General features: G+C 60.9%; 11 protein-coding genes. 9 read left to right on the plus strand and 2 right to left on the minus strand.

The genetic code is table 11. The features are described from left to right. Positions 1–94: 94 nt before the first annotated feature. From ACOQFT_RS12465 to ACOQFT_RS12480, 4 genes are all read left to right on the plus strand, one after another. Positions 95–1,321, plus strand: a complete 1,227-nt coding sequence (locus ACOQFT_RS12465; RefSeq protein ID WP_421598235.1) for a LysM peptidoglycan-binding domain-containing protein — start codon at positions 95–97, stop codon at positions 1,319–1,321. A 79-nt stretch (positions 1,322–1,400) separates the two neighbouring features. Next, positions 1,401–3,206 (plus strand): ABCB family ABC transporter ATP-binding protein/permease, encoded by a 1,806-nt coding sequence (locus tag ACOQFT_RS12470; protein ID WP_421598538.1) that lies wholly within the window; start codon positions 1,401–1,403, stop codon positions 3,204–3,206. A 54-nt stretch (positions 3,207–3,260) separates the two neighbouring features. Beyond that, a complete protein-coding gene (locus tag ACOQFT_RS12475; RefSeq protein ID WP_421598236.1) occupies positions 3,261–3,665 on the plus strand; it encodes a DUF2147 domain-containing protein in 405 nt (134 codons plus the stop codon). A gap of 154 nt (positions 3,666–3,819) precedes the next feature. Then, a complete protein-coding gene (locus tag ACOQFT_RS12480; protein WP_421598237.1) occupies positions 3,820–4,143 on the plus strand; it encodes a hypothetical protein in 324 nt (107 codons plus the stop codon). 47 nt (positions 4,144–4,190) lie between these two features. Here ACOQFT_RS12480 and ACOQFT_RS12485 read toward each other — a convergent pair whose 3' ends face one another. Both ACOQFT_RS12485 and ACOQFT_RS12490 read right to left on the minus strand, forming a co-directional pair. Next, the gene (locus ACOQFT_RS12485; RefSeq protein WP_421598238.1) at positions 4,191–7,964 is read right to left on the minus strand and encodes an efflux RND transporter permease subunit; all 3,774 of its coding nucleotides are present in this window, start codon (positions 7,962–7,964) and stop codon (positions 4,191–4,193) included. Continuing rightward, on the minus strand, positions 7,961–9,193 hold the full coding sequence (locus tag ACOQFT_RS12490) for an efflux RND transporter periplasmic adaptor subunit (protein ID WP_421598239.1): 1,233 nt from the start codon (positions 9,191–9,193) through the stop codon (positions 7,961–7,963). Before ACOQFT_RS12490 ends, ACOQFT_RS12485 begins: the two co-directional genes overlap by 4 nt. A gap of 225 nt (positions 9,194–9,418) precedes the next feature. Between ACOQFT_RS12490 and ACOQFT_RS12495 the strand changes: the two genes are divergently transcribed. The 5 genes from ACOQFT_RS12495 (at position 9,419) to ACOQFT_RS12515 (ending at position 14,833) form a co-directional block, all read left to right on the plus strand. Further along, positions 9,419–10,090 (plus strand): hypothetical protein, encoded by a 672-nt coding sequence (locus ACOQFT_RS12495; protein ID WP_421598240.1) that lies wholly within the window; start codon positions 9,419–9,421, stop codon positions 10,088–10,090. A 39-nt stretch (positions 10,091–10,129) separates the two neighbouring features. Beyond that, positions 10,130–11,452, plus strand: coding sequence for a PQQ-binding-like beta-propeller repeat protein (locus tag ACOQFT_RS12500; RefSeq protein WP_421598241.1), 1,323 nt, complete (start codon positions 10,130–10,132; stop codon positions 11,450–11,452). A 48-nt stretch (positions 11,453–11,500) separates the two neighbouring features. Next, complete coding sequence (gene der / locus ACOQFT_RS12505) at positions 11,501–12,964, plus strand: ribosome biogenesis GTPase Der (protein WP_421598242.1); 1,464 nt, start codon at positions 11,501–11,503, stop codon at positions 12,962–12,964. Positions 12,965–13,128: 164 nt separating this feature from the next. Beyond that, positions 13,129–14,115 (plus strand): fatty acid desaturase, encoded by a 987-nt coding sequence (locus ACOQFT_RS12510; protein ID WP_421598243.1) that lies wholly within the window; start codon positions 13,129–13,131, stop codon positions 14,113–14,115. A gap of 91 nt (positions 14,116–14,206) precedes the next feature. Further along, positions 14,207–14,833, plus strand: a complete 627-nt coding sequence (locus ACOQFT_RS12515; RefSeq protein ID WP_421598244.1) for a helix-hairpin-helix domain-containing protein — start codon at positions 14,207–14,209, stop codon at positions 14,831–14,833. Positions 14,834–14,880 lie beyond the last annotated feature (47 nt).

Below are 14,880 nucleotides of genomic sequence, written 5' to 3' on the forward strand. Positions count from 1 at the left end.
TTGACCCCTGATAGCGGGATTGATAGATTGGCTCAACCGTCAGGCAGAATGTGTTATAGTCAAAGCACTTGCGCTGCGGAGTGAAAGGAAAAACATGAACGCCGAGTCGGGAGAGACAAGCTCTGGCAATGTCGTCTGGGGGGTGATCGCCGGTATCGTGGTTGCGGTAGGAGCAGGCGGATTGCTGCTGTCCGGTATGCGCGGTGACGCGCCCGAAGAGCCCGCACCGCAGGTCGAGGTTGCGGTTCAAAGCGCCGAAGACAGCACCCCAGATGAACCAGTCGAACAAGCGCCCGAGGCCGATGGGCCCAGCGGCGACGAAGACGACACGGCAGAGGTCGCACCCTCTCTGGATCAGATATATGTCGCGCCGGACGGCAATGCGGTCCTGTCGGGTTCGGCCGCGCCGGGCGCCGAGATAAATGTGCTGCTGGACGGAGAGTCGGTCCACAGTTTTACGGTCGACCCCAGTGGTCAGTTCGCCGAATTCGTGTCGATCCCGTTTTCCGACACCGCGCGCGGCCTGACGCTGGAAACTCAGGGTGATCTGTCGGTGCGTTCGGATGACTATGTCATCGCGGCCCTGCCAGAGCCGGAACCGTTGGACGAACCCGCAGCGCCAGCCGAAACGGCTGAGACCGCAAATGCTGAGCCGGAGAGCACGGAAAAGGAAGCTGTCGCAGCAACCGAAACAGCCGACACACCCGCGCCGGAAACTGAGGCAGAGCAGACGGCGCAAGCCACAGCAGAAGATGCGCAGCCCCAGGGGGTTGCCGTGCTGCGGTCCGGTGAGGACGGCGTTGAACTGGTGCAGGCACCCACAGCGCAACCGCAGGCGCCGGATCAGGTTGCCTTGGACACGATTGGTTATTCCGATACCGGCGATGTCGAGCTGACGGGCCGGGTGCCGGACGGATCGGTTGTACGTCTGTATCTGGACAACCGGCTGGTGGATGATTTGACCCCAGCCGAAGACGGCAAATGGCGCAGTGAACTGGATGGGGTCGAACCCGGCGTCTATACCCTGCGCGTGGATGAGGTCGGTGCGGATGGCACGGTGGTCAGCCGCCTGGAAACCCCGTTCAAGCGCGAACCGCAAGAGGTTCTGCGCGCGGCCGAGGCAACCGATGAAGCGGATCTTGCTCCCGACACACCATCGATCCGGTCCGTGACCGTGCAGGAGGGCGACACGCTCTGGGCCATTTCGCGCGAACGGTTCGGCGACGGTGTTCTGTATGTCAGGCTGTTCGAAGCCAACCGGGATGCGATCCGTGACCCTGACCTGATTTATCCCGGTCAGATCTTCACGATCCCTGAATAAACCTTTTGCCTCTGGCCCTTTCCGGGGCAGGGGCTATCTCTGACCGCAGATCAGGTACGTGATGAGACGAACAGCCCCGATGCATTCCGATGACATGCCCAAAACTGACGAGCGCCGCTCCGGCTGGCGCACGATCCGCAAGGTAGCGCCGTATCTCTGGCCCGAGGATGAGCCGTGGGTCAAACGCCGGGTTGTTCTGGCGCTTGGGATGTTGGTGCTGGCCAAGTTGATCGCGGTCTACACGCCGATCCTATACAAGGGCGCGGTTGACGCTTTGGCCGGAGAGGGCGTACCGCCGCTGGCCTTGGGGGCCGTGGGGCTGACCGTGGCCTATGGCGTGGCGCGGATGATGACCGTTGGTTTTCAACAGCTGCGCGATGCAGCCTTTGCGCCGGTGGGGCAGCGCGCCCTGCGGGCCTTGGCGCTTGAGACCTTTCAGCACATTCATCAACTGTCCATGCGCTATCATGTGACGCGCCGCACCGGGGGGCTCAGCCGGATCATCGAACGCGGCGTCAAAGGTGTAGAGTTCCTGCTGCGCTTCCTGCTGTTCTCGATCGGGCCGCTGATCCTGGAACTGCTGTTGGTCGCGATCATCCTGATGTGGCTGTTCGATGTTTGGTATCTGGTCGTCGTGGCCGTGACCATCGGCTTTTATATCTGGTTCACTTTCGCCGTCACTGAATGGCGCGTGAAGCTGCGGCGCGAGATGAACGATCAGGATACCGAGGCCAACCAACGGGCTATCGACAGCTTGCTGAACTTTGAAACCGTCAAGTATTTCAACGCCGAACAGCGTGAAGCTGCGCGCTATGACGTGTCGATGAAGGCCTATGCTGGGGCGGCGCTGAAAACGGCATACTCGCTGGCTTTCCTGAATTTCGGCCAGTCTTTCCTGATCACCTGCGGGCTGATCGGGGTGATGGTTCTGGCTGCTATCGGGGTGCAGAACCGCTCGTTGACTGTTGGCGATTTCGTCATGGTCAACGCCTACATGATCCAGATCACCGTGCCGCTGAACTTTCTGGGCACGGTGTACCGGGAAATCCGCCAGTCGCTGGTGGATATGGGGCAGATGTTCGACCTGCTGGAACAGCCCGCCGAGGTCACTGACAAACCCAACGCGCCGGGCCTTGTGGTCAATGGCGGAGAGGTCACGCTGGACAAGGTCCATTTCGGCTATGACGTGGACCGGGAAATCCTCAAGGGCGTGTCGCTGACGGTACCGGCGGGACAGACCGTGGCCATCGTTGGGGCGACGGGTTCGGGCAAGTCCACCATCGGGCGGCTGCTGTTTCGGTTCTATGACGTGACCGGCGGGGCGTTGAAGATCGACGGGCAGGACGTGCGCGACGTGTCGCAGAACAGCCTGCATTCGGCCATCGGCGTGGTGCCGCAGGACACGGTGCTGTTCAACGACACCATTCGCTATAACATCGCCTATGGCCGCGACGGCGCCTCGCAGGAAGAGGTCGAGGCCGCCGCGAAAGCCGCCCAGATTCATGACTTTATCGTCACTCTGCCCGAAGGGTATGAAACCAAGGTCGGCGAACGTGGGCTGAAACTGTCCGGTGGTGAAAAGCAGCGGGTCGGCATCGCTCGAACGCTACTCAAGAATCCGCCGATCCTGTTGCTGGACGAGGCGACCTCGGCGCTGGATACCGATACCGAACAGGACATCAAGGACGCGCTGGCGCGGGCCGGGGAAGGGCGCACCGTGCTGACCATTGCGCACCGTCTCAGCACCATCGCCGAGGCTGACCGCATCGTCGTGCTGGAACAGGGCGAAATCCTTGAGCAGGGCACCCATGATGAACTGCTGCAACGCGAAGGCCGCTATGCGCAGCTGTGGAGCCGCCAGCAATCGGATGCACAGGCCGCCTGACATACGCTGCGCGGGGATGTGCTATGATAGCCGGGTATAGGAGGAGGTGGTGTGATGCGAAAATTCGTTCGACTTGCGGCTGTTGCAGCCGCGCTCGCCCTGTTGGCTCCGGCATTTGCGACCGCAGATCCCATCGTAGGGGTATGGAAAACCGAGCCGGACCGGAAGAAGCTGATCTCTCATATCAAGATTTCGGCCTGCGGCGACAAGTTCTGCGGCCAGATTCAGTCGGCCTATGACACATCCGGCAAAGAGGTGCAGACCCCCAACATCGGCAAGAAGCTTTTCTGGGATGTGGCCAGTGAAGGCGGCGGCAAATACGGCGGCGGGGATTTCTGGATCCCCATGGTCAATGTGGACGTCGTGCCGCAAATGACGCTGAGTGGCGACACTTTGACCGTGCGTGGATGCGAGCATGTCGTCTGCGGGCATCAGAAGTGGACCCGTTTGTCCAAGTGATTCACTTGTTCCGGCAGGGGTCTGTTGCACGAATGTACAACATTTCTGTCACCAGTCTGATCGTGGGTCATTGTCGTTTGATTACCGGCGTTGCTTCGGTATGACGCGCGGTACCAACCATGTGGTGTTGGACAATAAATCAGGGAAACACCTAATGAAGAAGTTTTTTGCTGCGTCGATCATTGTGACGTCAGTTTTCGCGTCGACTGCATCCGCCGAGGATCTGGTATTTTTGCTAGGCAATGAAAGCAGCGTTGATCTGGTCGAATTCAACGTCTCGTCAAATGCGTCGGACAATTGGGAATCCAACTTGTTGCAGGGCGATTATGTTGCGCCGGGATATGAGGCGGACGTGCTGATTGCTGACGGTCTGACCACCTGTGTTTACGACATTCGTGGGGCGTTCTCAGATGGGTCCACCGCCGAAGAGTACGGCGTGGACCTGTGCGATCTGGGTGAATACGTCTTTACTGACTAAGCCGGTTTGAAACCAAATTTGGCGAGCTGTCGGGCTCGCCAAATCTACTATTCTGCCGCTTTCAGGGGCGGACCCGGCGGGTGCTCGTTTTTCTGAGCATCCTTGGTTGCAGGGGGTGTTTCGTCCTCCCAAACAACTTCGGTCGCCTGTGCCTGACGGACGGCTTTGCCAATCGCCATATCCTGCGCGATCTGGCTGGACTTTCCGGATGTCGCGCGGGCAAGCACCCGGCCAAGCCATAGCGTATAGGTCGTCACCCACACCCGCAGCGCCAGCAGCGAAGGCGTCACGATCAGCGTCAGTACCGTCGCGATACCCAGCCCGAACACCACCGCAGTGGCCAGCTGTTTCCACCACAGCGCCGTCGGGCTGTTGATCGAATAGCCGCCATTGATGAAGTCCAGCGACAGGCCGAACATCATTGGCGTCAGACCGGCCATTGTGGTCAGGGTGGTCAGCAGAACCGGACGGATACGCGCCTCGGCGGTGCGGACGATCGCCTCGATCCGGGGCATGTAGCGGCTGTATTCCTGATAGGTGTCGATCAGAACGATGTTGTTGTTCACCACGATCCCCGCCAGCGCCACGATGCCGGTGCCGGTCATGATGATCGAGAACGGCTGTTGCATCACGATCATCCCGATCAGAACCCCGGTGGTCGACAGCACAACCGCCAGCAGCACCAGCACCGAGTTATAAAGCGAGTTGAACTGCGCCAGCAGGATCACGAACATCAGACCCAGCGCGCCCAGGAAGGCGCTTTGCAGGAAGGCTCCGGATTCCTCCTGATCCTCCTGATCGCCAGTCCATTCCCAGCTGATCGCGGGCGAGAATGGGTCGGTGTTCAGCCATTCGGTCAGCACCGCAATTCGCTCATTCGGATTGACCAGAGCAAACCGGGCCTCGCCGACTTCGACTGCAGCGCGCAGGTCGTCGGTGCTGTTGGCGCCGGTCAATTGGAACAGTTCGTACACCGTGCCGTCCGGGCTGGTGATGGTTGTCCCGACGGGTTCGGCACCTTCTTCGACCGCGCGGACAACGGCCAGACGTTGCTCGGTTCCGTCAGGAGCATCGACGACCACTTTGTACAGGCCCGGTTCGACATCCGCCTTCACGTCGTAATACCGCTGCTGGTCGATCCGGTTGATCTCGGCCAGTTTGGCCACTGGCTGGCGGGTGACGAAGTTGGACAGCGGCACCAGCCCGTCGGGCGTGCGTACCTTAAGCGAGTCGAGCGTCGACAGTACCCGGTCGTCTTCGGGCAGGCGAACGCGAATCTCAACCTCTTCATCGGTGCTGTCGGGGCGCATTTCACCCAGCAGGATGCCGCGCGTGACCAGTTGCACCATCGCGCCGACGGTGGCGACATCGGCGCCGAACCGGCCAGCCTTGGCCACGTCCACGTCGATCTGCCAGTCGATGCCGGGCAGGGGCATGGTGTCTTCGACCTTGATCAGGCCGGGCGTTTCGTCGAACACGGCGCGCGCCGATTGGGCGGCTTCGGTCAGGTCTTCCCACCCGTCGCCCTTGATGCGCAGATGCACGGGCTTGGCCCCGGCCGGACCCTGTTCCAGCGGCAGGATTTCCACGATGAAGCCGGGCAGCTTGGCGAGTTCCACGTTCAACTCGTCCAGAACGAAATCACCATCGTATTCCGGGGCGATGGTTTCGCGGTCGAATAGCCCGAACAGGGCGGGTTCGGTCTGCTTGGGTCGGTCTTCCCATGGGGTGATTTCGAACTGCACACGGCCCACGGTATCGGCAGGTGCCTGCGCGCCACCGTTGTTCTGGTTCAGACCTCCTTCGCCGGCAAAGGCGAACACGTTGGTCACGGCCGGGTGCGCGCTGATCACCTCTTCGGCGGCCAGCACCATCGCGTCTTTTTCCTGCAGTGACAGGTTGCCCCGCGCGCGGACATAGGCGGTGGCCTGTTCCGGTTCGGTTTCGACGAAGAACTCGACACCACGGTTGTTGTTCATGAAGTAGGTCATCACCCCCATGACACCGAGGGCGACGACAGCAATGGAAACCACAGGCATGATCGGATTGCCGACGAGGAATTTGACCACGTAACCGAACGGGGTATGCTCACGCGCGGTGTGGACTCGTTCTTCGTGGTGGCGCTCGATCTTGGCGGCGCTCAGGGTCACGGAACCGGCAAAGCCGCCTGCGATGAACAACAGCGCACCCGACACCACTCCGCCGGGCAACAGGTAATCCGGGTTCAGCATCTGCATCGCGCCAAGGAAGATCATATACAGCGATGGCGGCACCAGCACGGCCCGCACCCACCACGGAGCGACACCGCGCAGCCAGTTTGAAGTGTGATCGAAAGTCCGGCTGAGGCGGCCCGAGACACCACCCACGACGGGCAGGTAGATCAGCGCGACGATCAGCGACGAGGACAGCACGAAAATCAGCGTGATCGGCAGCATCTTCATGAACTCGCCCGGAACACCCGGCCAGAACAGCATCGGCAGGAAGGCACACAACGTTGTCGCGGTGGACGATACGATGGGCCAGAACATCCGCTGTGCCGCCTCGACATAGGCGTGCATCGGGCCGATGCCTTCCTTGATGCGTTTGTCGGCGTATTCCACCACCACGATGGCCCCGTCGACCAGCATCCCCACGGCCAGGATCAGCCCGAACATCACCATGTTCGAGATGCTGACCCCCATGATGGCGAGAAACGCAAAGCTCAGCAGGAACGAGGTCGGGATGGCAAAGCCCACCAGCAGCGCCGCGCGGGTGCCCAGCGAGGCCAGAACCACGATCATCACCAGCGCGATGGCGGTCAGGACCGAGCCCTCAAGCTGGCGCACCATCGAGTCGACGATACGGCTCTGGTCGTTCGAGGTTCCGACATCGACGGCGGCGCGCAGCTCGGCAGGCCATTTTTCCTGCGCGACGGCAAGAGTTTCTTTCACTTGCGCCACAGTGTCGATCAGGTTGAAGCCCTTGCGTTTGACCACCTGAAGCGCCACGGTGGATTCCCCGTCGAACCGGGCGGTGCCTTCGCGGTCTTCAAAAGTATAGTTGATCTGCGCCAGCTCACCCATTGTCACCACGCGGTCGCCATTGACCTTGACGGGCAGGCTGTAGACATCCTCGGCGGTTTTGAACGACGACGGGATCTTGACCGAGAATGTGCCTTGCGCGGTATCAACCTCGCCTGCGGCGATCAGCTGGTTGTTGTTTTGTACGACGCTGATCAACTCATCCGCCGATACGTCGTACGCCTCAAGCCGCAGCGGGTCGATGATGACCTCAAGCAGTTCGTCGCGATTGCCCGCTATCCCGGCCTCAAGCACCGAATCCAGCGCTTCCAGATCGTCCTGCAGGTCTTTGGCAATGCGCGCCATCGTGCGTTCGGGTACGGCACCGGTCAGGTTGACGATGACGATGGGGAATTCGGAGAAATTGATTTCGAACAACGAATACTGCTCGGCCCCGTCCGGGAAATCGGCCTGCGCGCTGTTCATCGCATCACGCACATCCGCCATGATCGCGGTCTTGTCCCAGCCGAAGTCAAATTCGAGCGCGATACCGGCGTAACCCTCGGCGGCGGTGGCGGTCATCTCTTTCAGACCGTCCAGATCCGCCAACTCGGTTTCCATCGGCTTGATCAGCAGGTTTTCGGAATCCTCGGCAGAGATGCCAGGAAACTGGACCGAGACGAACAGGGCCGGGATTTCGATATCCGGCTCGCCTTCCTTGGGCAGGCTGACATAGGCAAACCCGCCGACAATCAGCGAGATCGCGATGAAGGCCAGAACCATGCGGGCCCTGTCGGCGGCCCATCCTACCAATCCGGTCATTGTTCAGCTTCCCGATAGGTGGGCTTGACGGTGACGCCCTGTGTCACGAATTCCTGCCCCACAACGATGACATCCGCGGTTTCCGGCAGCCCGTCGACCCAGACGCCCTCGGCCGTGTCGCGCAGCAAGCGGATCGGCATGAAACCGACCAAATTCTCAGCGCCTACGGTGCGGACGCCAACCTGACCTTCGTTATTCAGTGTCAGGGCAGACTGTGGCAGCAGATGCGCCTTGGCCCCTTCGGCCGAAATGCGGATATCTGCGGTCTGACCATCGCGGATGGTCAGGTCAGGGTTGGGGACGGTGATCTCAACCTCGAAGGTACGGGTCGTTTCATCGGCAGACCGGCTCAGGAATGTGACACGGCCTGCGACCTGAAGGCCGGTCACCAGCCGCGCCGATGCTTCCGAGCCGACAAGGATTTTGTTCACATCGACCTCGGGCACAAAACCGACCAGCTTGATCGGGTCCAGCTGAATGACGGTGGCACACAACGAGCCGGGTTGCATCAGGCTGCCCAATTCCGCGGTGTCACTTTCCAGCAGCCCTTTGAACGGGGCTTCGATGGTCTGACGGTCGATCTCGCGCTGGGCGGCCTTGACTTCGGCGATGGCGGCTTCGATGCCGGCGCGGGTGGCTTCCAGACCGGCCTCGGCGGTTTTCACACCGGCCTCGGCCGAGCGCATCGCGGCCTCGCTGGAAATCCGGCGGGTTTCCGATCCGAATCCGGTTTCCGAAAGTTTCTGCGCGGCCGTCAGGTTGATCTGTGCTTCGGCAACCAGCGCGTGCGCCTCTTCCAGACGGGCCTCGGCCTCGGGGATGCGGCTTTCGGCCTCAAGCCGGGCGGCTTCGGCTTCGGCCAGACTGGCGGGGCGGGTGCCGGGGTCCAGCTCGCACAACAGGTCACCTGCCTCGACAAAGGTGCCCTTACGCTTGGGTTCCGAAATCACGGTCGAGGTCGTTTCGGCCAGAACTTCGACCTGACGGTTGGCCTTGGTCTGCCCGCGCACCAGCACGGCACTGTCGATTTCCCGAGCGGCGGACCGCAGAACAACAACGCCAATCGCGTTCTGGCCTGACGTCACGTCGCCTTCGGATTCCGTGCTGGATGCCGCATCAGCATCAGAGTCGCCACGACCGGCAAAAGCAAACAGCGTGTCCCGTTCGAAGACCAGAAAGAACAGTGCTGCAATCACCAAAAACGCATTCACGAATGAAATCAAACGCATACAAGGACTCTCCCAGAATTCGTCGCCGATTGTCCTTCGACGTGTATGCCTGAAAATGGGGTCAGGCACGTACCATTTCTACACTAAACTGAATAGTTCGGTTCGTTTTTTTGCGCAAGGGTGGCGCGGTGCGGTGAAAATGCGCGAATTCCGGCCCTTGGCTTGGCAAAGACGCCGGGGTATGACATGGCGCCATATGAACAGGTTACAGCCCAGGGAGCAGGGATGAGCGACACCGACAGTTTTATTGATGAGGTGACCGAAGAGGTCCGCCGCGATCGCCTGTTCCTGCTGTTGCGCCGCTGGGGCTGGATTGGCGTTCTGGCCGTCATCCTGATCGTGGGCGGTGCCGCCTTCAACGAGATACGCAAGGCCCGGACCACCGGCGCTGCGGAAAAGCTGGGGGATCAGATTCTGAGCGCGCTGACGCAGAATGACTCGGCCGAACGTGCCGCCAGCCTGGCCAGCATCGACGCGGCCACGCCCGGTGGCGATGCGGTTCTGAACCTGCTGCTGTCCTCGTCGCAGATCGAGGCAGGGTCACGCGAGGAGGCTGTGAACAGCCTGAACGCCGTTGCCGTTCAGGGCGATCTGCCCGAGATTTACCGCACCATCGCCGCCTTCAAGGCGCTGCTGCTGCAAAGCGACACCCTGCCGGTTGCCGACCGCCGCCAGCAATTCGAAGCCCTTGCCGCGCCGGGTGCCCCCCTGCGGTTGCTGGCCGAGGAACAGCTGGCTCTGATCGACATTTCCGAGGGCAACACCGACGCGGCGATTGAACGGCTGCAGGCGATGCGTCAGGACGCAGAGATCGGCGTTGACCTTCAGCAGCGTGCTGCACAATTGATTGTCGCGCTTGGCGGCGAACCGGAACCGTTGGTCGCCCAGCAGGGCTGATCAGGCGGCGGAAATTATGACAGGCGAGTTCGGAGTACTATGGTGACAAGTCTTTTCTCCCGCGTTGGATTGACGGTTGCGGCGCTATCGCTGACGGTGCTTGCTGCCTGTGAGGAACCAGAGATCATCCTGCCTGGCGAGCGCGAGGATATCCGCCCGGCCTCGGATACCGAAAAGGTCGAGACCCGCGGCGCGAAGCCGATCAGCCTGCCGGCGCAAAAGGCGAATGCTAACTGGTCGCAAAGCGCCGGAACGCCGGCCTACCGCACCACCAATGCTGCCCTGCGCGCTACGCCACAGCGCATCTGGTCCACCTCGATCGGTGACGGGGATTCGCGCAAGTTGCGCATCACTGCCGAACCGGTGGTCGCTGGCGGCCTGATCTATACGCTGGATTCCCGCGCGACCGTTTCTGCGGTGACCCCGCAGGGGCAGGTGGCGTGGAACACGAACCTGATCCCCGCTACCGACGGGGATTCGGATGCGACGGGTGGCGGGCTGGCCTATGCCAATGGCGTGCTCTACGTGTCGTCCGGGTTTGGGCGGCTGACGGCGCTGGATGCGAAATCCGGCGCGATCAAATGGCAGAATCGCCTGAATGCCACCGGCAGCGGTGCACCGCTGGTCAATGACGGTCTGCTGTATCTGGTTGCGGGTGACGAAACCGGATGGGCGGTGAACACCAAGGATGGCCGCATCGCGTGGCAGATTCAGGGCACGCCGAGCGTCGGCAACGTGCTTGGCGCCCCCGCTCCGGTCATTGCGTCCGAGTTTGCGGTGTTTGCCTTTGGCTCGGGTGACGTTGCAGCAACCTTCCGCAAGGGTGGTATCCGGCGTTGGAATGCCTCGGTCGCGGGTGGGCGCCGGGGGCGTGCCGCAGCGCAGATCGTCGACGTGACTGGCGGACCCATGGTCGCCGGCGACAAGATTTACATCGGCAACCATTCAGGCCGGACCGTGGCGTTTGACACGAATTCGGGCGAGCGGGTCTGGACTGCGGACGAAGGCGCGGTTGACACGGTTTGGCCAGCCGGCAACAGCCTGTTCCTGATCAGCGACCGCAGCCAGTTGGTCCGTTTGAACATTACTGACGGCTCGATCGTCTGGGCGCAGGATCTTCCGGGCTTCGTCAAAGACAAGCCGAAACGTCGTGGCCCGATCGTTGCCCATTATGGTCCGATCATGGCGGGTGGACGCATCGTGGTCGCCTCGAATGACGGTTATCTGCGGTTCTTCAATCCGGTGGACGGAACGTTGGTCAACAGGGTCGAAGTACCCGGTGGCGCCACTACGGCCCCGGTTGTGGCGGGGCAAACGCTGTATGTCGTGTCGACCAAAGGTGATCTACACGCTTTCCGTTGACGACAAGATGCGTTAAAGGGCGCGTCTGAGTCTTGAAAGTTGAGTATCATGTCGCTGACCCTCGCCATCGTGGGGCGCCCGAATGTGGGCAAATCCACTCTGTTTAACCGCCTTGTGGGCAAACGTCTGGCCTTGGTCGACGACCAGCCCGGCGTGACGCGTGACCTGCGCGAGGGCGAAGGACGTCTGGGCGATCTGCGTTTTACCGTGATCGATACGGCGGGTCTTGAGGACGCAACCGATGACAGCCTGCAGGGCCGTATGCGCCGCCTGACCGAGCGCGCTGTGGACATGGCCGATGTCTGCCTGTTCATGATCGACGCGCGGGTGGGCCTGACCCCGACCGACGAGATGTTCGCCGAGATTTTACGCAAACGGTCCAAGCACGTGATCCTTGCCGCCAACAAGGCCGAAGGCAACGCCGCAGATGCGGGTGTGCTTGAGGCTTATAGTCTGGGGCTGGGTGAGCCCGTCCGCCTCTCGGGTGAGCATGGCGAAGGGATGACGGACCTTTATGCGCAATTGATGCCCCTGGCCGACGCCGCCGAAGAGCAGGCAGTGGATGATACCCCTCAAACCGATGTCGATTTGAATGAGGACGGAGAGGGTGAAAGCCCCCTGATCACCGCGGCCAAACCGCTTCAGGTGGCCGTTGTTGGGCGTCCGAATGCGGGAAAATCCACTCTGATCAACAAGATCATCGGTGAAGATCGCCTGCTGACCGGCCCCGAGGCTGGGATCACCCGTGATGCGATCAGCTTGCGGATCGACTGGGCCGATCCGGATGGCGACAGCACTCCGATGCGGATTTTCGACACGGCGGGGATGCGCAAGAAGGCCAAGGTGCAGGAGAAGCTGGAAAAGCTCTCGGTGTCTGATGGTCTGCGGGCGGTGAAATTCGCCGAGGTCGTGGTGGTTCTGCTGGACGCCGCCATTCCGTTCGAACAGCAAGATCTGCGCATTGCCGATCTGGCCGAGCGCGAAGGCCGCGCCGTTGTTGTTGCCGTCAACAAATGGGACATCGAAGAGGACAAGCAGGAAAAGCTGCGCGATCTGAAAGAGTCCTTTGAAGGTCTGCTGCCCCAACTGCGTGGCGCACCTCTGATCACTGTGTCGGCCAAGACCGGCCGCGGGCTGGAACGCCTGCGCGCCGCAATCCTGCGCGCCCATGACGTCTGGAACCGTCGCGTCCCCACCGCGGCGCTGAACCGCTGGCTGACCGCGATGCTGGAACAGCACCCGCCGCCAGCCCCGCAAGGACGCCGGATCAAGCTGCGCTATATGACTCAGGCCAAGACCCGCCCCCCCGGGTTCGTGGTCATGTGCTCGCATCCCGACAAGATGCCGGACAGCTATACACGCTATCTGGTCAACGGATTGCGCGAAGATTTCGACATGCCGGGAACGCCGATCCGACTGACGCTGCGCGGGCAGGGCGACAAGAATCCCTATAAAGGGCGGCGCAAGAAAAACGCGGGCGCACTGGCCAAACATCTCAAAGGTCGCGCGTAACTGCGCCAATTTTCAGCATTTTTGGCCGAGGGGCGTGACAGCCCGCCTGCCGCAGGTTAACATTCGCCTGCGCGCATGTGTTACTGTGTGCGCCGCTTGAATAACAGAAAGATACAAATAGTTTCGTTGTGAAATTAACTTGGCCAATCGTGGGGACAGGCTGAATGAATTTGCGGGAATATACACGACAATATGCGGTGCAGGACAATCGGCTGGCTGCGCTGAGCTATTTTGGAACATTCGCGGTCTATTTCACGTCGCTGGCACTGGCCATCGCATATGTCGACCGTTGGTACATCATGATCCCCGCCGGGATCGTCTTCGCCTTTTCCGCCGTGCGCCTTTACGTGTTGCAGCATGATTGCGGCCACCATTCCCTGTTTGAAACGCGTGAACAGAATGAATGGGCCGGACATGGGCTTTCGCCTTTCACCTTCGCGCCGTTCGAGGTGATGAAGCAGAACCACAACCTGCACCATGCGGGCATCGGCAATCTGGAACACCGTGAGACCGGTGAGATCCACACCATGACCCTGCGCGAATGGAATGCGGCGGATTGGAAAACCCGCATGTTCTATCGGCTTTACCGCAACCCGTTCATCCTGGTTCCGGCTGGCGCGCTGTTTACTTATTTCATCCGCTACCGCTGGCCCAAAAACACGATGCGGTTCGGGGTCACGGGCGTCGTGCTGCACAACCTGTCCATCTTGGTGTTTCTGGGCCTGCTCTATCTGATTGCGGGCACGACGGGCATTCTGGTCTGGGTGGTGTTCTCTCTGCTGGGCGGGATGCTGGGTGTTTTCCTTGTCTACCTGCAGCACAATTTCGAGGACACCTATTGGGACCGCCGCCCGGACCTTGACCCGCAACTGGCGGCGTTGCGGGGCTCGTCCGCGTTGGACTTTGGCTGGTGGTTCGACAATGCGGTCGCGTGCATTACCTTGCACGACATCCATCACTTCAACGCGCGCATTCCGTCTTACCGGTTGCGGGCGTGTCACTATAACCTGCCGTCCGAATACACGCCGCGCCGGATCAAATTCCCCGAGGCGGTGGCGGCGCTGAACCTCAAACTCTGGGACGAGGACGCCAAACGCCTCGTGCCATTTCCGAAAAAGGACACGACCGGTACGCTGGCACACAGCAGTTGATACCTTGAGACGGCATTGACCGTCCATAGGCCTGCTGTTGTGTACATGCAGTGTACATATGGTTCGCACAGGGAGAAGGGAAGGAAACGTGATGACAGCAGTGACCGACGTTAAGGGTGTAGGTGAGGCGCTGGGACAAGCGCTGGTCGCCAAGGGCTTCAAAACCGCCGAAGCCATCGCAAAAGCAAAACCCGAAGATCTGGTCAAAGTGTCCGGAATTGGTGCCGCCCGCGCACCGGTACTGATTGCCGCAGCGAAACAGGCGATTGTGGCCAATCCTGCTGCGGCCAAACCGGCGGCGAAGCCTGCGGCCAGAAAACCGGCTGCGGCAAAGCCCGCAACCCGACGCGCCCCGGCCCGCAAACCTGCCACGCGCAAGCCCGCGGCCCGCAAAACCGTCGCCGCCGCAGCGGCCGAAAAGCGCGCCGAGGAAGCCGCGCGCAAGGCGGCCGAGGAAAAAGCCGCAGCCAAGGCCGCCGAAGCAAAAGCCCGCAAAAAGGCCAAAGCAAAGGCTAAGGCCGAAAAGGCCGCAAAAAAGCTGCAAGAGATGGAAGCCGTGTTCTCGAAGGCCAAGGACAAGGTGAAGGCCAAGTCGAAAAAGGGCAAAAAGTCCAAGAAGGGCGACAAGAAAAAAGATCAGAAGAAAAAAGACGACAAAAAGAAAGATAAGAGCAAAAGCAAAGACAAGAAGAAGGATAAGAAAAAGGCGAAGAAGTAAGCCCTCTCCGCCTTTTGGATTGTCGAACCGGTGCCGTTTCGGCGACG

Origin of the sequence: Ruegeria sp. MALMAid1280 (assembly GCF_049195285.1) — a bacterium.
Classification (GTDB): domain Bacteria; phylum Pseudomonadota; class Alphaproteobacteria; order Rhodobacterales; family Rhodobacteraceae; genus Ruegeria.